This is a genomic window from Paenibacillus sp. J31R122, from assembly GCF_056269185.1.
The window spans coordinates 196,337-216,720 of the sequence record NZ_JBWDNM010000012.1 but is presented as its reverse complement, the minus strand read 5'-3'; the positions used below and the strand labels follow the sequence as shown (position 1 = coordinate 216,720).

Sequence of the window (20,384 nt, the reverse complement as noted above, 5' to 3'; positions counted from 1 at the left end):
TGAGTATTGGTTTCCACAGTTTTTGTCCCGTCAATTACTAGTTCTAAACTGTGTTGGCGTCATGTTAAATTGCTTTTTGAAAATTTTCGCAAAATAATAATAATCGCTGTAACCTACTTTTTCTGCTACTTCACTTACAGTTAACTCTGTTTCTTTCAACAACAGACAGACCCGTTCAAGTCTGATTTGAAGCAAATATTTAGTGAAAGTAGTTTGTAACTCTTTCTGAAAGAGTTGGCTTACATAGTTTGGATTAAAATTGAATTGATCTGCAAGATGATGTATGGTCAAATTTTCAAAATAATGTTCCTTGATATAGTTCACGAACTTTTTGGTATTAGCACAGAAATCGAGAGTTGAAAAGGATACACCTTCATATTCTAAATTTTCTATAACTTTTCTTTTGATTGATGAAAGCGTTTCACTAAAATTTGGGTACATCTCCATAAGCGCTTCATAGTTGTGCACATAAATATCATCTTCTTCTCCACTATGATACACAAAAGCATTAATAGCATTATAGAGTTGGTAGGCGTGCCGAATTGTCACCCCCCCTTGCTCTGCCTTATCCCTAATACTATCTATACAAACTGAAATTTCGATAGTATCTTTTGCGCGAATAGCCTCAAACAGCGGTATTAGAGAATCCTGGATTTGGAAATCAATATGCGATAACGAATAAGTCAGTCCAAATTGGCCCTTCATAAAATATTGACAAGACGCCTCACTTGCTTCTAAAATCGCTTCTGTTAAGGAGTTTCCACTTGTAATCGGAGTAGATACTCCAACCCCATTCATCTCTTGCGGCATCTGTGATAGAAAGCTTTGTATATCGTCTGACGACATTAAATAAGCAGTGGTATTTTTCCCAGTAATCACTTTCATAATATTCAATAGAAATGGTATGTTCACATTATCTCTATCATTATTTCGTATGACCACAACCGATAATGAGCTATTATTCCTCTTTATCCCCGAGTTGTCTAGGATGCGATTAATCTCCTCCTCTGAGTGGGATGCTCCGCTGAGAAGCAATCCCATTAATCGAGCCGATTCATCTTCTCGCAGTTTAGCCTTCCGCTGAATAACAGCTTCTATTACAGGCCGTAGTTCTTCTTCATCAAAGGATTTGAGTATATAACCTTCCGCACCTAGATGAATTGCCTTCTGTACATATGTAAATTCGGAATATCCGCTAATAATAATAAATTGCGTTTTAAGCCCAGCATCACGCACTCGCTCGATAAGTTCCAACCCATTCAAACCAGGCATGCGTATATCGGTAAATACAAGATCAGGCTTTCTTTGAATAATTTCTTGAAAACCATCCATACCGTTATAAGATTCACCAATTACCGTCATTCCATAGTGCGTCCAGTCTACTTTGGCCTTTATGCTTTGCAGGGTCCAATACTCATCATCCACTAAGAATACGTTCATCTGCCTCACTCTCCTGCGGCATTTTTAAAATTACCTCGGTGCCTTCTCGCTCAACACTTTGTACGGTAATGCCATACTGATAGCCGTACTCTAGCTTCAGACGTTGATTGACGTTCGAAATTCCAATTCTTTGGTTATTGTTTGTTTCCAGCATATCTAATTCATCTTCCGACTCGATATGCAAGCTTTGCTTCAGTTCTTGCAATCGTTGTGCTTGAATCCCGACACCATCGTCTTTTATCTGAATGATGATGTCTCCATTTTCAATACGTCTAGCCTTAATCCATAAATTACCTTTCGTCGACTTCATTTCAAGTCCATGAAAAATAGCGTTCTCGACGATCGGCTGCAAAATCATTTTTTTGACGGGTAACTTAAGTAATTCATCTGGAATGTCAAAGTGTACGTCAAACCGATTAACAAATCGAACAAGTTGAATGGAGATATAATGTTGCACTATACTTAATTCTTCGCTCAGACTAACCGTCTCATCACCTTTAATACTGTAACGGAAGATTTGACTTAAAGCAGCCGTCATCCTTTGAATCTCCTGAACACCTCTTACCGAAGCAATCCCTTGTATGCACTCCAACGTATTATATAAGAAGTGCGGGTTGATTTGACTGTTCAAGTATGCAATTTCAGCCTGCTTTTTCAATATTTCTAATTCGTAAATACGTGTATTCGTTTTGAGCAAATGCAACGTAAGCTCATTAATCTCGTCCATTAGTTGATTGAATTTTGTACTTACAACTCTTATCTCAGCATATCCGTCCAATTGAATATGACCCTTTGGCATATCTTCATTGTTACCTTTAATATTACTGACAAACTTCACGAATGCCTTAATAGGCCGAATAATATTGTTTCCTATTACTAAATAAGTTACATACATCAAACCAAACATTACAGTGATAAGTACTGCGGATGTCAAACGAACCTGATTTAACCCTCTGTATAATTCTGATTTTGGTATCACACTAACGAGTTTGAATTCAATATCCGGAATATCTTTCGTGCGAACAATTGCATTTTGAACCCATTCTACACTCCACTTACTCCCAATTTTCGCACTATCATTACTAGATACAACAACACTCTCCGAATCAAGTACATAATAATTTCCCGCGGTTTTATCCGCTTTAATCTCCGGAATAATCGCTTTTGTATCCATTAGCATAAACATATATCCTATTTCAAGACCGTATCGCACTCCGGATTCAACATTACGAATAGGAATTGCAGCAACTACATAGTTTGCTTTTGTCCCCTCAAAATAAAGTTCATTGATTCCCATATAAGTCGTGTTATTCGAACCCCATGAAACCCGGTCAATAATAGCCTCCATTGCCGAACGTGTAGCTGGAACATATCCAAGGTTGTAATCGTTTCCATAACTCCCGACAATAACAAAATCAACGATGCTGCGATTTAAAGGCTTAATGTTTTTTTCTAATGTAGTTACCACACTTTGGTGTAAATTGAACTTTCTCCTCGGATCTTGTTCAACCAGGTAGCGTTGAACCGTATCATTATACGCTGTCGATAATAAAATACGGTTTACAGCTTTGAAATTGTCATTTATTGTGCCAGCGACACTATTCATAAGCTCATTCAAATACTCGTCATTTTTATTTAAAATCGTTTCTGACATTTGCTTATAGTTAATCGATTGTGTCAAAAACATGAACATTGTGGGTACGGCAATTAATACCAACAATTGTATTTTTACCCCTTTACTCTTAAGCATCTGGTACATCCTTACCGCCCCCTATGCTCATTATACCAACTACTGTGGTACGAATAAACCTATGCCCATCAAAAGATGGGCATAGGCGTCTCTTTTTTTATTTTATTCAATGCCTAGCTCTGCAGCGGCATCGTTTACTTCTTTAATAGCATCATTAATTACTTTTTGATCAAATTGGGCATAAGCATCCTGCCACATTTTAACTGGATCATCCTTGCCTAGCACCACATTTACAACAGCATCAGCCCACTTGATTCCAGCAACATTTACTTTTGCCGGAGTATTTAGACCTTCTATATCGAAGTTAATCGGCACCGGCGTGGAGTTTTTAAGGAGGTCAATGTGCATTTCATTTGCTAGATCAATCAGCTTTTCCGGGATTGTAACTTTTTTGACTTCCTTCGCTGTTTCCATGCCCCAGCCAAGACCATTCATGTAGAAAAATGCGCTTGAACTTGGGTATTCCATTTTTTGAAGAATGGTAATTTGTTCGTTCTCTCTCTTGTAATTTATCCCTTCTATGCCATATGTGAACAAATCTTTACCTTCATCTGATAAATTAAAATCTATCAACCTCAAAATCGCATCCAACTTATCATCTTCAACATTACTGTTTACATATACTCCGGTATAAAACGTACTTCCGTTAAACCTGTAACTGTTTCCATCCGGTGCTGGCCAACCCGGAAGAAGCATAATTGAATCTTCAAATGCATTATCATGGGAGAAGTTATCCCACTTATTTTTTATACCATTCATCATGCCATCACTCATTTGAACGTTCAACGCTCCAACTATTCCTTGAGCGAATTTGTCCCCGCCGTCACCTACTTTGAGCAGTGCGAAATCTTTGTCCAAAGCTCCTTCAGCATAAAGGGTCCGATATTTTGTCAAATATTCACCCATTCCTTCAGATGCAAACGCTGGGATCCATTGACCATTTTCCTTCATCCATCCACCAAGGTTCGGTACAGGGCTGCCTAATTTAACCGTCGTGGTCAAAACATCTAAGAAGTTCGTCGTTAGACCGATTGTATCCTGCTTATTGTTACCATCTGGATCATTTTCGGCGAATGCTTTGAACATTGCCAAGTATTCCTCAAATGTTTCTGGGACCTTAATTTCAAGCTTTTCCATCCAATCCTTACGAACGATATAACCGCGTTCAAGTGCCCATTCATCCATTGAATTTTTCGAGAGACGAGGAAGTGCGTAAAACTTGCCATCTACTTTCGTTGCTTGGACATCTGGTAAATTCATAATTTTATTTAGGTTAGGATATTTACTATACATTTCTTCTGGTATTTCTCTTACTAATTCTTGCTCGATCCATTGGGAAGCCGTAGGACCGTTTGGCATTTCATACACTAGCATTTCCGGCAACTGATCGGATGCTGCCCATAGCTTAAACTTTTCGTTGTAATTATCCCATGTAACCCCTATTGGCTTTATCGTAATATCTAATTCAGTTTGAACCTTTTGAAGAAGCGCGTCCTTTTCCGGCTCTGCTAAAGATTTGTCAATGTCGAAAAAAGAAACCGTTATTTCTTGGTGCTTTTTTGGTTCTGCCGTTGTACCAGTTGGGGTTGCCGTCCCTTGTTCGGACGGACTTGGAGATGGTGAAGCTGGGTTATTGCTTCCGCTGCCGCATGCAGCTAAGAGCGAAGCTGAAAGCATCATGACAGATACAGCCGTTGTAATCTTCTTAACTACTTTCTTCTGATTCTGTTTCATTTAATAATCCCCCTCTAACGATTATGTTTTTATTTTAAGACAATTGTCTCAAAACCAATAGTATTATCCTTTAACCGAGCCGATCATTGCGCCGGCAGTAAAATAACGCTGAACCCAAGGATAAACAAGTAAGATAGGCAATGTGGTTACGACAACCATAGCCATTTTCAGACCATTCGTATATACATTGGCCCGATCCGTTAATTCCGAGGCAGCAAGTTCAGATCCTGCGATTCTACCTACATCGGCTAACAATTCCCTTAAAAACAATTGTAGCGGATATTTATTTGTATCTTGCAAATAAATCATGCCGTTATACCATTCGTTCCATCGATCCACCGAATAGAATAAGCCAATCGTAGCCACTATGGGCAAGGAGATCGGGAGGATAACTCGAAATAAGATTTGAATATCGTTGGCCCCATCAATTTTCGCCGATTCTTCCAATGCTTCTGGAACCGACCTAAAATAATTCATCATAATGATGAGATAAAATGTATTAACTGCGACCGGTAATATCATGGCAAATATATTATCCAAAAGACCGTAACTTTTCATCGTTAAGTACGTTGGAATTAGACCACCATGAAACAGCATTTGGAACACTATCAAAGCGACGAACAGCGTCTGTCCAGGCATACGTTTTTTCGTTAAAGCATAGGCACCGCAAACCGTAAGTAGCATGTTGATCGCTGTTCCCGCGATCGTAACGATAAATGAAACGCGAAATGCAGACCAACTGTTTTTATTCTCAAAGATAAGCTTAAATGAGGTGAAATCGATTGTCGTTGGAATTAAATAGATCGGCTGCTTCGCAATCGCAGCAGGCGTCGCAAATGATTGAAGCACGACATTATAGAATGGTATAACTGTAATCAGTGCCACCACCATCAAGAAAGCATGGATTGTATAGTCCGCCCAATTATTTTTATGCCGCATTAGAAAATTCCCCCATTCCCTCTGGACTTCACAATATAATTAGCAAGCAGCAGCAAGATAGCATTAATAATTGATTTGAATAACCCGACTGCAGTTGTAAACGAGAAGCTAAGTCCAAGGAAGAATGAAGCTCGGTAAATATAAGTATCAAGTACTTCTGAACTACTACGAACTGCGGCGTTATCCATATTGAAAATTTGGTCGAAACCTGCCCCGCCCATAATATTGCCAAGCGCTAAGATAAGGAGGATAAGCACTGTACTCTGCATAGAAGGCCATGTAATTGCCTTCATACGATGCCATCGATTCGCACCATCCATACTGGCAGCCTCGTACAATTCAGGATTAATTCCAGCTATTGCAGCGAGATAAATAATTGTTCCCCAGCCCATTTCCTTCCAAATACTGGTTCCGAATAATAAACCTTTAAACTTTCCTGCATCTAGCAGCCAGCTTTGCTTCTCCAAGCCGATGGCCTGAAATATTTGATTTAATACCCCCATATCGCTTAGAAAATTAAGCATGATTCCCGAAACGATTACCCACGACAGAAAGTGTGGGAATGTGTAAACCGTCTGATACACTCTTTTCAATTTTTTCGATGTAACTTCATTAATTAACAAAGCCATAATAATCGGAACCGGAAATTCAATAAGCAACCTACCAAAAGCAATTACAAGCGTGTTTTGAAACACTTTCCAAAACTCACGGAGTTGGAACATAGTTTCAAAATTTTGAAGTCCAATCCACGGGCTTCCCGAGATACCCGCTCTAATTTTGTATTCTTTGAAAGCTAGAATAATCCCGTACATCGGTACATAATGAAATAAGATAAAGTACAGCATAATCGGGAGGACAAGTATATACAAATATTTGGCATCCCACATTCGTTTCAGCAACTTTTTCGAAGCTTTTCGCTCTATTATTTGTTCTTTCCGAACCTCTGTTGGCATCGCTTCCATATGTATACCTCTCTGTTCTCAAGTAATTAATTTAATTATAAGTAATCGCTTACAATCTTTGTATGGAATACACGCAGATGGAATATGGAGAGAAATTAGTTTTCGAGAAATGCAGCCGTTGTGTTTTTATCGCTCGACACATAGCAAAAATTAACTCCACCCGACTTTTCACTGTCCCATTACAACATCACATTGGACTCGCAGAAATCTTTGTATTCAAAAAAATCCGACACCTATATAAACAGTGTCGGATTTTCACCTAAACTAGTGAAACACTTCTATTTCTATAACATTACCATACCTACTTGTTATAATTCAGTAGTGATAGAATCAGTGTAACAGCCTCCGCTCTAGTTGCAGATGCAGCAGGGATAAATTTCCCGTTTGGATATCCTTTAACAATGCCCGCTTCTGCAGCTGCTGCGACATAAGGCTTCGCCCATGCAGGTATTTGATCCGCATCTAAAAATGCTAATGTTGATGTTGAATCAATGGAAAGCCCTAGCGCACGAACAATCATTGCTGTAAATTCAATGCGTGATACCTTATTATTCGCGCGGATTGTCCCATCGTCATAACCTGACATTAATCCTGCTTCCATAAGTGCCTGAATAGCTGGCAGAGCCCACTTTGGTGTTTGATCCTTGTCGGCATAATCCATATCAGCATCTACAGACTTTAACTTCAATGCCCTAGCGAGCATCGTTGCAAATTCACCTCGTGTTACCATGCTATTAGGCCTGAATGTTCCATCCCCAAACCCTTTTACAATTCCAAGCCCAACTGCTTTTTCAACCGCCTCACTAGCCCAATGCCCGCCAATATCGGCAAAATCTATTTCAGGCGTTTCAGGTTCTGGTGTTGGTTCTGGCGTTGGTTCAGGTGTTGGTTCAGGTGTTGGTTCAGGGTTTTGCGGCGGTATCCATCCACCGTTTGAAGAGCCTGACTTAGTAGTTACTTTTATACTTGGACCATTAGAGCTCAAGTTCCCTGCAGCATCACTTGCTTCTACTATAAAGGTGTAACTGCTGTTAGCAGTTAGCCCGCTCACATTATAACTGGTAATATCACCCTCGACGGTCGCTATTTCGTTGCCATTTTGATAAATTTTATAGCTGGTTGCACCGGCATCACCCGTTAATGCTAGCCATGTCAGCGTAAGGCTCGTAGTGCCAATATTGGTAGCTGATAGTGTTGCATCTTGCGGCCATACTGGAGCTATTTTATCAAGATAATTAGGTTCATTTATTACAACATACGCTTTTCCTGATATAGCTACTTTCGGGTAAAATAACGTTTCTACACCGTCATCCGTTAAGCGGAAAGGAGTGAACTGTTCTATAGCAATAATCGTAGAATCATCTGTCTCTGTAAAACCCTTCACCTTTACGCCGTATCCGGAACCATCACCGAACTTAGTTGATAGCCACGCCCCTTTTAGTTGCTCCTGATTCGCAATTTTCCCACGAACAGTAATCGTATTTTCTCTAACCTCTGGATCTAATGCAAGATTGATTGAAGCTGTAGTTGTACTGGTAATTTCCAATTGTTGCGATTCAAAACCAGCCAAACTGCTATTTTTATCTTTTACCGCACCATCTCCGTAAATGTAACTGTATACAAGCTCATTAGTTGCTTTATCTATTCTCGCAAAAGCGACATGCCCCGAAAAAGTGAGCGAATTATATTGACGCTCAATTAAATCATTGCTTGTATAAATAATGTCTACATAGTTTTTGCTCGTTACAACAGCAATATTTGTCATCGGATCTGCATCGTCTGGTTTGACCCACTTAACACTTTCAATCTCTCCAGTTCGATCTTTTTTAAGCGTTTCGTACACAGCGCCATACTGCGTTATTTCGCTACTATCAGAGACGATATTTCTTCTCGTAATATGGGGTGTAGTGTACTTAGTTTCGTCTGCTTTTGTTGTAGTTCTTCTAGCTGTTGGCATTTGCGTCAGAAATACATCCGATCCCTCTACCCCGTTCATGAACGTTCGAACTTTTGATCCCGTCTCTTCCCCTGTCCATTCAAAGGAAAAATCGCTCGCTCCAGATCCGGCTTTTGGATTCTGCAGAACATCTCTACTATTCGGGTAGCCTTCTAAGCTATTAATACTCGTTAAATATTCTTTAAGATTGGTTTTCCCTGTATCCTCCAGCATTTCACTATCATCAAATTGAACGTTCATATTTTCTAATTCTGTCCCACGCTGGAAAATCTCATGCGCTTGGCCACCCTTCATACGGGTCAAATCAAATGCAAAGTTTCGATTTCCTCCTAGATTTACAAGCATAACCAATCTTCGATTCATTTCTGCACCTATCTCCACTGGGCCGGGATTAGATGCTTCAACTAACTGTATTTGATTTCCGTTCGTTGTCCCAGAATCGTATGCTAATAAGGCAGATCTTTGCCAAGATCCGTCTGATTTGATATTTTTTCCATCCGCTCGGGATACCCACGGCATATTTCTCCATATAGGCCCCATCGAATGATATCGTAATGTACCGCCACTTCCATCCCCATAGCTAGTTCTGTTAATATAGCCTGTGTACGGGAACATCTCGATTCCTCCGCCCCATAAATTAAGAGACAGTAAATTAAAGTGGGTATGACCGCCACTCAATCCCAAATCTAATGGCTGGGTCAACAATCCTACATGCATGGCATCATTCAGATCACCTTGATGTAATCCATAATACCCTAAGCCCGGCAAAGTAATATTCTTCATGCCGTTTTCAGTCAGTGGCAAAGGTTGTGGATCCCCTGTTCTGCCATAAGAATCTCCTAGCGGAATTGTTGTACCATCCGGATAGATAAGCTTCTCCGAAGCAGCCTTTTTTGTAAGTTCAAGTAGTGGCCATCTTGAGCTCAAATCAGTTCGATCAAGGTTTAATCCGAATCTTTCATCGTGAAAGCCTTCAGGATCCGTAAATTTTTTAATTAATTGCAATGAATGTGCTGTCACGGCGTTAGATACTTGATCCGCATATGAGCTAGCTTGTTCATTCCATGTTCCGTCAAACATATAATATTCTGTGCTTAGAAGGTCATCAAAAATACCAATGATTTCGCGAACATAAGTTGGGTCATTAAGAATCAAAGCTGTTGCAGCAACTGCCCGCGCCCCAAAAGGCGTTATATTGTTCTTTTTAGTATTAGTATCATTCATAATTCTTAATGCCTCATTAACAGCGGGTCTAATCCAAAACTCCTCAACAATCTGCTTCATCTCTTCACCAGAATAAGACGAGTTAATATCACCCCATACATCTGAGTTAAGTAAAATATTGTAAGCATTAATTGCACGTATTGGAACTACTAAACCTGAATCAAAAAAAACTATCTGATACTTGCTTGTTACAATACGGGAATAATCCAGTGCCTGGGTATAAAGAATAAGCGCTGCCTTTCTAGCATAACTGACTTCTTTAGTTTCTTGATAGATCTGGGCAAAAAATGATGCATACCCTTGGAATTTTGTTTGTTGATTTGGAGCAGTAATTGATCCCGATGCTGCCCTTACTTCTTCAACTAGCGTAGCTTCATCCATGTCCATGTACTTAACAAAATCAGGATACAAATTTACAATTTGCTCTTTACTATAATCTAAAGAGACAGCATCTGAAACTCCCATTCCCTTCTTCATATCATCTTTATGAATGGCTTGAGATTGCCATTCATTCGATGCTGCTTCCACAGTGACCTTAAATGTGCTGCTTACTCCCGACAATTGCTCTGTCACAGTAATGAAAGCTTCACCTGTTTCCAATGCTAGCAATCCATTGCCCACTACTTTTACAGTTTCGGGATTGAGAGATTGTACCTCTACTTTTTCAATATAAGACCTTTCTGGAATTTTCTGATAGCTGAAAACGGCTCCCGACCCTTTAGCGATAACCATATCCGAAACTTGGATTTCTTCTATTAGGGGTACAATATCGCCCGCTCTCATATAAGCAATCATCATGCTGCTTGGCACATCTTCACTATGTTTATGTTGCTCAACCTTATTTTGGAGTATTCCTACATAGTTGTTTCCCAGATCCAAATTGTCGACCTTTAGTTCCCCATTAATCCAAACACTGTAGCGATGATTAGGGATGTCGAAGTCAATCAGGAGATCATACCATTTCTCTGCTTCGTATACTCCAATTTCATTCTTCTTCCAATCCAATATTTTTCCGTTATTGCTGAATTGAAGCAATAGCGGCCATGCTGGACTGCCAGTTGGCGGATTAATACTCTTTACCTCGAAAAAATTTCTATTCGATTCGGTATTATTAAACTTAACCCGGGTTTGAATCCCGAATCTGTCAGTTTTATTAATACCAAATCTATAAGTACCAACTTGCTTGGTAACCGCCTCCATTTGCAGCGCTTTTCCGAGATCATATTCTACTAAACTCACACTATTGGCATCCGGTGTCACATCAGTGTATCCTAAATATCGAGAATCTATTGTAACTCTGTTTCCAGCTCGTTGAGGCTCGTAGTTGGTAAAATTAATATTCACCAGATTAGGATCAATATAAATTAGAGAAGACGCCACAGTACCTGGATCAGCTACTTCCACAGTAACTTTAAAAGTGGTACTCACTCCAGACAACTGTTCTGTCACAGTGATGACAGCTACTCCCGGTTTCACCCCTAGCAATTCATTGCCGACTACTTCCACAATCTCAGCATTGGAAGATTCTAGATCCAACTTTCCAATATAAGCACGTTCAGGAACTTTCTGATAGCTCAAAACAGTACTTTTCCCCTCAGTCATAACCCGATCTGAGACGTGAATCTCTTCTAAAGGAGGTAGAATATCGCCCGCTTTCATGTAAGCAATCATTACACTGCTGAGCTTATCTTCTCTATGCTTTTTTTGCGTAATCTTATTTTGAAGTATTCCTACATAATTGCTCCCTAGATCCAATTTATCAACCTTTATTTCTCCATTAATCCAAACGCTGTAGCGATGGTTAGGGATGTCAAGGTCGATTAGAAGATCGTACCATTTCTCTGCTTCATACACTCCTATTTCATTTTTTCCCGAATCTTTTATTTTTCCAGTATTATCAAATTGAAGCAATAGCGGCCATGCTGGACTGCCAGACGGCGGATTCATACTCTTTACTTCGAAGAAATCTCTAGTCGAATCGGTATTATTAAACTTAACCCTGGTTTGAATGCCCAATCTGTCAGTTCGATTAACATTAAATCTATAAGTACCTACTTCTTTGGTAGTTGCTTCCAATTGTAGTGCTTTTTCAAGATCGTGTCCTACTAAATCCATACTATTAGCATCTGGTGTCACTTCAGCGTATCCCAAAAATCGGTTGTCTACAGTAACTCTGTTCTCAGTTCGTTGAAGCGCATGGTTTGTAAAATTAATATCGACAAAGTTGGGATCAATATATATTGGGGGAGGCGAGGCATTATCTGAATCAGGTACCGGGCCTTGCGCATAAATCGGCGTAGCTGACATAATTAACAAAATAGTTAGCAACATAGTCATTAACTGTTTTCCAAACTTCATAATTATCCCTCCAAAAAATTGATTGTAAGTAATAACGGTCAGGATCTGGATCGTTTAGTTGGCTTTGTTGGACGTAAAGATGACATTAGTTAACCGCTTTCAAAACTAATTATTTATTTTTGAAGAACCTAATTTAATTTCAACAACCGTATTGATATGCACCTTAGTAGCAGTAAATACAAATTCTTTCGCGTTGAAATTAATAAGCCATCATAGCGTCCGTCAAACGACCGTTTCCTTAAAAAATCATTACACTTTCCCAAAAACTTTTCGTATGTTATGTGTCATGCCCTCCCTTCAAGTTTTATTTTCAAGGTATTTGTTGCAATAAGAATTAGTTGTGTCGTTGAAGTGCTATACTAAGCCCCTCTGTACCTAAGTAGTCAGTTAGATTATAGGTAATCGTTTACAAATTCGGTATGGAATACACGCAGATGGAATATGGAGAGAAATTAGTTCCAGAAAAATGCAGCCGTTTTGTTTTTTATCGCCCGATACACAGCAAGATTATCTTCAACCGACTTTTCACTGTCTAATTAATTGCCTTGCATAACCACAAAAAAAGGTCCATCGATAAACGATGAACCGTTGTGAATCAGAACTCTAGCAATCAGCATCCATATAGTACCTAATACAAATCATGAATTTAATGGGATAACCATGTTCCAAGTATTCTCAGCGTTTGTAAACTCTCCTGGTCCGTCTGCTGTCGCAAAAAACATGTGGGTTCGCTTGTTATCTTGAAATAGGATAAACGGTCTTTCTAAGCTTCCCATTACTTGTTCCGTCCCATCATCCCACTCGATCTTACGCGAATATGATTTTTCCCCTTCTATAAAGTCCCACTTTGTTCCATCCGATGATTTTGCCACAACCCCACCATGTAATTCACCGCAAATATCCCCAGTCATATCTTTCGCAACCATCTCATAACCGCCAGGTACTTGGTAAATAAATGGATCTTCTAAATTATACTTTTCCGAAGGGAATATATTTTCATCCGATACTGCTGTATAAGGACCCAAATAATGATTAGCGCGCGCAACTCCAAATGACATTTGAAAACTATGCAAAAATGTCGGGTATGGCCGCGATTTATAAGTTCTTGTTTTATAGACTAATAATACGGAACCATCCTCGTGAATACATGGCGCCGGATTAGAAGTGAAAAAGTTATCAAACTTATCAGGTCTAGGGTGCAAAATGGGGGTAACCAATCTTTCCCATGGACCATTAATACTCTTCGAAGTCGCAATTCCGATTCTTTTATTTGAACGCGCTACAATGCATCTCGGATCATCCATATCAAATGGTTCATCCGCCTCTACATCCTTAAACGGATGAGTCGATCCCATATAATATAAAATATAGGTATCCTGATGCTTAAATATTTGCGGGTTATGCGTACTTCTTCCATCCCAGTATTCCGCCCCTCTGCTTGGCAAAACAACCTCTTCAAATTGATAGGGCCCTTCGGGAGTATCTGATACTGCACGTACAATTTCTGAAGCAGCAAGCCAGCCCGGATGCATAGAAAAATCTTTGCTCCATCTTGAAGCAAACATATGAAATCGACCGTCTTCAGCCTTTATAACGGATCCGCACCATATCCAATAGCCATCCATTTTAAAACCGCCATTTCGAGGTGCAGGCAGCATGTTTTCAATAATATTCATTATTCATCTTCACCTTCTACATTAATTTTCAAAGCTTACCAAGAGATGAACCATTTGATTGGCTTCAAGTTTTAACTTAATAATATCCTTTTCTATATCCGCGATTTCCTCTAAAACTTCCTCCAGCACATTTGTGGTAAAAGCATTACGGATTTTCTTTTTTGGAAAACTAATGTCAGCATTTACTTGTTGATTGTTGCAATTTCTCAAGCGCACAACAATGCACGAACCTTCTTCCGAAGGTAATACATCGTATACTTGTACACCATCTCCGCTTACATGTATAAATTTTCCTGACTCTTCTTCCTTGCATATGATTGCCGGTACAATTAATATTGGTGCAGTTGCTTTTACCGACGCTTTCATTACTGACACCGGATTAAAAGTTTGGAATGTTAACAATAGATACGTAAAAGAAACTGCTCCGGGTTGAGATGCACGGAAATTGGTATCCCAGTAATTATTCATCGGCCATGCCAATAAGAGCGGATTCGCTTGCTTAATAATAGTTTGCTGCTCTTTGCCAAAGTTGAAATCGCCTACCTGTACTAACGGGGCATCGGGACAAATCAATGTAACCCCATGATTGTGATCATAAACAGATACACTTTTGTCAACTGTAATGTAATCTCTACAAACATCTGGCAACTGTTGAGCGTCCAATTCAACAAATTGACCTGCCGTATCATAATGATAACGCCATGCCTCGACATTGATTGGAATTGCGAAATAAATGCTTTCAGGCGTCTTAATATCTAGTTTATTATAAAAAACCTTCATTTCTATTTCAGGCTGGTAGTCGAAGAAAGTATATCTTTGTTCCAAATTCTCTACGCCAGGAGCTGTAGCACGAATAATAAGAGTAGCATGATGCGCGCTTCGCTCTACACTGCACAATTTGATTTCTGTGTACGATTGTCGCTCCGCCTTCCAACTATGATTCCATACACTTATTCCATCATTTCCTTTATCCCCATCCCTTGGAAAGATAGTTGTGCGGTAATTCAAGTTGTAGATAGGATCAATCGTTTCCTGTACATATTGAAACAATGTCCAAGGGCTTGATAAGTCAAGCACTTCCCAATCGCGTTGTTTATCGTATAGACTAGTAATACGTCCTGTAATCGGATCAAAGCTGCATTTGTGGTAAGGAGTTTCTATAGATCCTTCTGTTACAGTAATATTCCGCAACCATACCCATCTTCCTTCCGGCTCGATAGTCCCCGGATGAGTTACAAGTAATGTTGATTCAGCCTCCTCTATGCTTGTGTCCTACTTCAGTCGGGTAGAAAGCGTTTCCGAAATGACACTTTGTGAAAATGCCAGCCACGTTTATATGTGCCCGTACCAACTCGCTTACAAATTGTTTCGCATTAAAATCCTTTACAGCTTCTTTCGGGAATTCGGGCATATGGAAATCCACATGAACCTGACAAATATAGTCTTCAAACCAATCTTTGCACATGCTATCCTCCAATATTTTTCCAACAAATTTATTACCTCAAACAGTGAGGCTACGTCCATAATCAAAACTTAATCGGCAGAAGCCAACGTACCTGTACAGTTGTAGCTCAAATATTAAAACCTTAATATTTGAGCTGCTGTTCCACCTATTTTAAAAGTTATTAGCATCCAAACGCTTTGCTACACGATGCAATAGTTCAACAGATTGTTCAGCCAAACTGCCGTCTTCATAAATCCCGATGTTTATAGTAGCAGCAGCGCCTCTCTTCTTGCACTCCACAATAAATTCATACAATTCATCTTCCGACATTTTAGGCGGTACAATCTCACCAGGCGCCTCCCAATGCCCCCAAGCACAATCGATCCAAAACAGCGCATGAGGCTGCATCCCAGGAGGAAGATCGTCAGGCGGATAAATTCCAAAGAACGCCTCGCCAGCCAAATAATCCTCCGTATCAAAAACATACTTCATATCGTTGGCGCCTGGACACATGGCGACAGCAGCATTGGGGTTCCCAGAACGAGTAGCTGCAAACCATAACTCACGATCAAATCGGGTGTTATCCCATTGCATACCGCTTTCTGGGAACTTAGTAGGCGTATCATAGCAACCATCAAACCACCAGCCATCAAGCAAAAGACCAAATTTTTTCGCATAATCCTTAATAAATTCCATGTATCTTTCCATGAAAACGCTCTTATCATACGGATGTATATCCCAGCCCATTGGGCCTTTCACATTGTCATTTTGTTCAAAGTCGGCAGGAAGATACGCTATAAACTTAATACCCTCTTCCTTCACCCGAACAGCTATTTCTAGACCAAGATCACGTCTTGAAAAACAGCCAGGCACCAAGCTTTCAAGATACTTATTATAAGAACAGTAGTGGCCTGAATTTTGACCCAACGTGAAAATCAACCAATCGGCGCCCGTATATTTCAGTTGTTCCATAAACTTTTCTATATCAAAACGATCAATCATTCGGTCAAAATCTTGCTCATGTTCTCCTGTTCTAGGCTGTGTATTACTTAAATAATGTACCATTACACCAAAATGTTTCGATTCTTTCATCCAAGCTGCATTATTAGACATTCTGATTTTCCTCCATACTATTTTATAGCTATACCGATGACTAATCCGGACAGTCAGATAACACTCAAACTGTCCGGATTCTTCTACATTTACGTGTGCCCGTGCCAACTCACTTACAATCTTTTTACATTAAATCCCCTTACAGTTTCTTTCGGAAATCCGGGCATATGGAATTCCACATGAACCCTAAGAATATAGTTTTCAAACCAAAACTTGCGCATGCTCTCCCTTCAAAATATATTTTCAATGTAAATGCAACAAAAGAATTAATTGTGTCGTTGAAGTATTATTCTATACCCCTCTGTTCTCAAGTGGGTAATTAGATTATAAGTAATCGCTTACATTCTTTGTATGGAATACACGTAGATCGAATATGGAGAGAAATTAGTTTTCGAGAAATGCAGCCGCCGTGTATACCGTTTGAGCAAACCTAACTCCTCCTGACTTTTCACTGCCTAATTAATCGACTTGCACAGCACACAAACAAAGGCCCGTCGATGAACGACGAACCCTTGTGGATTAGATTTATATCAATCAGCAATCATTTAGATCATGTGCGTAATAGTTATAAATGAGACTAAAACCATAAGAAAAGCACCCAAATTATACTTATAACTGAGACTTTTTATATCATAAAATGAGACTTTTCGTAGTTATTATATGTCTAAATGAGACTTTCAATTTCTTCTAAAGTAATAACATAAATGCTGTCTGCTTTTATAGGGAATTAATTAGCGGCAGCCGTTTCTACAAGAGCTACTTCCTTACTTCGAAGCTCTTGACTCAGCTTTTTGATTTGGCGTTCTTTCTCGCGATTATTCTTTTGTAGTTGATTGGCATGTTCTGCAACACCGCCATTGGCTTGCATACAGGCATCACGCCAGGATTTTCTTTGTTCCACATACAATCCTTTACTACGGCAATATTTTGCCAGTTCTATTTCTCTAAGCGCAGCGATCTCAACTAAAATGGAAAACTTGTCCTGCGTACTCCAACGTTCGGAATAAAAACAGAATTTATGTCTAGTAATCGTTACATTCTCTGCTATTAGAAAATAACAAAAACAGTTGATGATTTGATTATCAACTGTCTTGTTATATTTATTGTGTTATCCTACTGGCACACATTCTCCATGCGAATGAAGGTTTTTGCCTATCACCGTGACCACTAAGATGTTGTCCTCACCTTCGACTGTAGGACCAATAAAAAGTTCGCTAGGATCATGTTTAGTCCAAGCTCTTATGCTCGGTATTTTTCTCTCTTTCCTTGCTATTGCCCATTTCCAAACTACCAATCTGTGACATATTACTTTTTCATGTTAAACAACTCAACATATTATTCGGTTTTGTCTAACTTTATTGCCCAGAACCGGCTAATGGGAAATCATTCAATCATTCAGAATTAACTGTTCGACCTAAAGACAAGGTAGCATAACTCGCATTTCTCGGCAATGTACAATTATTTTTTCTGTATTCAAAAACACCTAATGAACATCTCACGATTAAAGTCATGAGTTTGCGACAACTGTTCATCAATGAAGCATTTCTCATCTATCAACTGCTGGAATTAATGAGCTCCATAAGGAGCAATATTTTCAATTCCGCAAGGTCCTCCTTCAGTATTCGCTTCAATATCTACCGGTTGTCCATCTGCCCGATACAACGGTCGATAGTAATCTGCAATCTTCGTTGCCGACCCATTCGCATAATGGCATATAAATGCCCTACGGAATCGGTCTTTGGATTTATTCCGATATGAGCCATGAATCATATTCCCGTTAAAGAAAAGCACGTCGCCCGCTCCCATATTCGCAGGCACAGCCTTTTGATCTTTGGGCGGTTTAACAAGATGTGTCGTGAATGACTCTTTGTCATCTGCTACATCAGGACATACCAATTCATATTGATTCGTTCTCGGCACGACTAGCATACCGCCGTTCTCCTCATCGGCAGGATCAACTGCCGTCCAGGCTGCAATACAATTGCCTGGCTCCACCATGAGATAGAAATTATCTTGATGCAAAGCTTGACCCCGAGAGCCTGGAGGCTTGTAATAAAACATACTCTGCACGGCCAATGGCTCTTCTTCGTACAGGTCCTCCATTATGGACATGACTTTAGGATGAACCATATACTTCTTAGCAACGTCATTGAACCGATGTGGGTGGATAAATCTCGGATAGCGCTTGAGCGGATCTTCCGTCTCTTGATTCAGCAACGGTTCGAAATATCCGGGAAATGTTTCGTGACTAAGCTTCTCGAAGGTTAGCTTAATTTCATCTAATTCTTCCTCAGAAAACAACTCGCGAATGATGAGGTACCCCTCCGTATTGAATTGTTGTTTTTGTTCCGTCGTTAAGATTAGCATTTTCTTAGTCATGTAATTGTTCCCCTTCTCATCAAAGTAACGTTTCTTAAACAACATCATAGGACTAAGACCGATCATATAGAAGGATAATTCCTGCTCAAAACTCATCATATTCTGCTATGATTAAGCTAGAGGAGATGAGCACATGATCATAGCAGACCACTTTAACGAGACAGGGACATTCGGGATTGAACGACCTGAGGGGTATAAGGAATGGGAATGGTTGCTTTGTTATACGCTGGATGGAGAGGGGTTATTTCATTCAGAGCAAACCGGGGAGAGACGATGCAAAGCCGGAGATATGGTACTATTGCGCTCCGGTATACCTCATGGGTATCACGCAGCTCCCGGGCACCATTGGCGATTCGTCTGGGTTCACTATAACCATATTCCTCAGAACTCTTTTTTCTCTGATATTTCCCTGCTGGTTTGCCCGATCGATGCGGATCATCGTCGTAAACAAGTGTATCGCGCCTTTAAAAACATTATCCTACATTTCCGCGAGCGCACGCTACTTTGGAAAGAACTGTGCATGACACTCATAGGGGAATTGCTACTATTATTAGCCGAGCAGCATAACAAAACATTGGACCCCCGAGTGGATAAACTCCTTCATCTGCTCACTATAAGAATGAAAGAACAAGTTCGAATCGAGGAATTGGCCCTAGCTATTGGCCTATCGGCCTCGCGTCTTTCCCATCTATTCAAACAGCAGACCGGTCAATCCATTATACAGGTCTTAACTGAAATGCGGCTCCGTCAGGCAGCGCTATTGCTTGAACATTCTAGTCGAACCGCAACCGAGATTGCCTTTGAAGTCGGGTTTCAAGACTATAATAATTTCGCCTTACAGTTTTTCAAATATTACGGTGTTAGACCAAGGGAGTACTCTGCAAAATGCCGGACAAAGGTTTGAGCTTTCTTTCATCACCGCTAGCATTTCAGCTGTCATCAATTCTTGCAGCTCACCGTATCAATATGCATGATACCTACAATGAGATGATCGGGCTTTTCCTTCTGAAAGATGCCGAACCAAAAACACCTCCAAGTTGTACGATTATTTTAAAATAGTCGTACAACTTGGAGGTGTTTAATTAAGACCAACTTAGTCAGCTAATATCGCGCTTCCTTGCATATCACGCAATAATTTCAATGCTGCATCAGTTTGCCATGGACATGGTTCTATTTCTATTTCCGAAAGACATAATAAACGATCAAATCCTTTTTGGAGACGAATTTCCTGCGATTGAAGTTCCAATCTAACATTCATGCTCGAAGATCTACCTGATAATAGTGCTTGCATCTGAGCTTTTGTAGGCATAACTACTTTCAACTAGAATACCCCCAAGTACGATTTCAGTAATATTATACCAGATATTGTATATAATTGACTGTCGATAATAGTCGTTAAATATCACAA

The 20,384-nt window shown here is 39.8% G+C and carries 15 protein-coding genes; 2 read left to right on the top strand and 13 right to left on the bottom strand.

What is annotated here, in order from left to right; all coding sequences use genetic code 11:
- Positions 1–30 precede the first annotated feature (30 nt).
- From AC0YN7_RS20220 to AC0YN7_RS20165, 12 genes are all read right to left on the bottom strand, one after another.
- Positions 31–1,440 (bottom strand): response regulator, encoded by a 1,410-nt coding sequence (locus AC0YN7_RS20220; RefSeq protein WP_475811832.1) that lies wholly within the window; start codon positions 1,438–1,440, stop codon positions 31–33.
- Positions 1,418–3,199 carry a sensor histidine kinase gene (locus tag AC0YN7_RS20215; RefSeq protein WP_475811831.1) on the bottom strand — a complete coding sequence of 594 codons (1,782 nt, stop codon included), beginning with the start codon at positions 3,197–3,199 and terminating at the stop codon, positions 1,418–1,420. Before AC0YN7_RS20215 ends, AC0YN7_RS20220 begins: the two co-directional genes overlap by 23 nt.
- 93 nt (positions 3,200–3,292) lie before the next feature.
- Positions 3,293–4,924 carry an extracellular solute-binding protein gene (locus AC0YN7_RS20210; protein WP_475811830.1) on the bottom strand — a complete coding sequence of 544 codons (1,632 nt, stop codon included), beginning with the start codon at positions 4,922–4,924 and terminating at the stop codon, positions 3,293–3,295.
- Positions 4,925–4,987: 63 nt separating this feature from the next.
- The gene (locus AC0YN7_RS20205) at positions 4,988–5,863 is read right to left on the bottom strand and encodes a carbohydrate ABC transporter permease (protein WP_475811829.1); all 876 of its coding nucleotides are present in this window, start codon (positions 5,861–5,863) and stop codon (positions 4,988–4,990) included.
- Positions 5,863–6,825: an ABC transporter permease gene (locus AC0YN7_RS20200; RefSeq protein ID WP_475811828.1), complete on the bottom strand. Its 963-nt coding sequence runs from the start codon at positions 6,823–6,825 to the stop codon at positions 5,863–5,865. The genes AC0YN7_RS20205 and AC0YN7_RS20200 overlap by 1 nt, the downstream gene beginning before the upstream one ends.
- Positions 6,826–7,126: 301 nt before the next feature.
- The gene (locus tag AC0YN7_RS20195) at positions 7,127–12,364 is read right to left on the bottom strand and encodes an S-layer homology domain-containing protein (protein WP_475811827.1); all 5,238 of its coding nucleotides are present in this window, start codon (positions 12,362–12,364) and stop codon (positions 7,127–7,129) included.
- A gap of 638 nt (positions 12,365–13,002) precedes the next feature.
- Positions 13,003–14,040 carry a glycoside hydrolase family protein gene (locus tag AC0YN7_RS20190; protein WP_475811826.1) on the bottom strand — a complete coding sequence of 346 codons (1,038 nt, stop codon included), beginning with the start codon at positions 14,038–14,040 and terminating at the stop codon, positions 13,003–13,005.
- A gap of 21 nt (positions 14,041–14,061) precedes the next feature.
- Positions 14,062–15,231, bottom strand: a complete 1,170-nt coding sequence (locus tag AC0YN7_RS20185; protein ID WP_475811825.1) for a glycosyl hydrolase-related protein — start codon at positions 15,229–15,231, stop codon at positions 14,062–14,064.
- Positions 15,232–15,289: 58 nt separating this feature from the next.
- Positions 15,290–15,505, bottom strand: a complete 216-nt coding sequence (locus tag AC0YN7_RS20180; protein ID WP_475811824.1) for a hypothetical protein — start codon at positions 15,503–15,505, stop codon at positions 15,290–15,292.
- A 150-nt stretch (positions 15,506–15,655) separates the two neighbouring features.
- Positions 15,656–16,597, bottom strand: a complete 942-nt coding sequence (locus AC0YN7_RS20175) for an alpha-L-fucosidase (protein WP_475811823.1) — start codon at positions 16,595–16,597, stop codon at positions 15,656–15,658.
- 727 nt (positions 16,598–17,324) lie between these two features.
- Positions 17,325–17,498, bottom strand: coding sequence for a hypothetical protein (locus AC0YN7_RS20170; RefSeq protein WP_475811822.1), 174 nt, complete (start codon positions 17,496–17,498; stop codon positions 17,325–17,327).
- 665 nt (positions 17,499–18,163) lie between these two features.
- Positions 18,164–18,976: a phytanoyl-CoA dioxygenase family protein gene (locus AC0YN7_RS20165; protein ID WP_475811821.1), complete on the bottom strand. Its 813-nt coding sequence runs from the start codon at positions 18,974–18,976 to the stop codon at positions 18,164–18,166.
- 133 nt (positions 18,977–19,109) lie between these two features.
- Here AC0YN7_RS20165 and AC0YN7_RS20160 point away from each other — a divergent pair, with 133 nt between their 5' ends.
- Together AC0YN7_RS20160 and AC0YN7_RS20155 are read left to right on the top strand one after the other, a co-directional pair.
- On the top strand, positions 19,110–19,880 hold the full coding sequence (locus tag AC0YN7_RS20160) for a helix-turn-helix domain-containing protein (RefSeq protein ID WP_475811820.1): 771 nt from the start codon (positions 19,110–19,112) through the stop codon (positions 19,878–19,880).
- Positions 19,862–20,035 carry a hypothetical protein gene (locus AC0YN7_RS20155; RefSeq protein WP_475811819.1) on the top strand — a complete coding sequence of 58 codons (174 nt, stop codon included), beginning with the start codon at positions 19,862–19,864 and terminating at the stop codon, positions 20,033–20,035. The genes AC0YN7_RS20160 and AC0YN7_RS20155 overlap by 19 nt, the downstream gene beginning before the upstream one ends.
- 34 nt (positions 20,036–20,069) lie before the next feature.
- Here the strand turns inward: AC0YN7_RS20155 and AC0YN7_RS20150 are convergent, their stop codons facing one another.
- Positions 20,070–20,297, bottom strand: a complete 228-nt coding sequence (locus tag AC0YN7_RS20150; protein WP_475811818.1) for a hypothetical protein — start codon at positions 20,295–20,297, stop codon at positions 20,070–20,072.
- Positions 20,298–20,384 lie beyond the last annotated feature (87 nt).

What these genes read in the sequence shown, in the direction of transcription:
- AC0YN7_RS20195 (WP_475811827.1), bottom strand. Translation starts at nt 12,364, where the DNA reads ATGAAGTTTGGAAAACAGTTAATGACTATGTTGCTAACTATTTTGTTA.
- AC0YN7_RS20190 (WP_475811826.1), bottom strand. Translation starts at nt 14,040, where the DNA reads ATGAATATTATTGAAAACATGCTGCCTGCACCTCGAAATGGCGGTTTT.
- AC0YN7_RS20155 (WP_475811819.1), top strand. Translation starts at nt 19,862, where the DNA reads ATGCCGGACAAAGGTTTGAGCTTTCTTTCATCACCGCTAGCATTTCAG.
- AC0YN7_RS20220 (WP_475811832.1), bottom strand. Translation starts at nt 1,440, where the DNA reads ATGAACGTATTCTTAGTGGATGATGAGTATTGGACCCTGCAAAGCATA.
- AC0YN7_RS20205 (WP_475811829.1), bottom strand. Translation starts at nt 5,863, where the DNA reads ATGCGGCATAAAAATAATTGGGCGGACTATACAATCCATGCTTTCTTG.
- AC0YN7_RS20175 (WP_475811823.1), bottom strand. Translation starts at nt 16,597, where the DNA reads ATGTCTAATAATGCAGCTTGGATGAAAGAATCGAAACATTTTGGTGTA.
- AC0YN7_RS20210 (WP_475811830.1), bottom strand. Translation starts at nt 4,924, where the DNA reads ATGAAACAGAATCAGAAGAAAGTAGTTAAGAAGATTACAACGGCTGTA.
- AC0YN7_RS20215 (WP_475811831.1), bottom strand. Translation starts at nt 3,199, where the DNA reads ATGTACCAGATGCTTAAGAGTAAAGGGGTAAAAATACAATTGTTGGTA.
- AC0YN7_RS20160 (WP_475811820.1), top strand. Translation starts at nt 19,110, where the DNA reads ATGATCATAGCAGACCACTTTAACGAGACAGGGACATTCGGGATTGAA.
- AC0YN7_RS20180 (WP_475811824.1), bottom strand. Translation starts at nt 15,505, where the DNA reads ATGTGCAAAGATTGGTTTGAAGACTATATTTGTCAGGTTCATGTGGAT.
- AC0YN7_RS20165 (WP_475811821.1), bottom strand. Translation starts at nt 18,976, where the DNA reads ATGACTAAGAAAATGCTAATCTTAACGACGGAACAAAAACAACAATTC.
- AC0YN7_RS20200 (WP_475811828.1), bottom strand. Translation starts at nt 6,825, where the DNA reads ATGGAAGCGATGCCAACAGAGGTTCGGAAAGAACAAATAATAGAGCGA.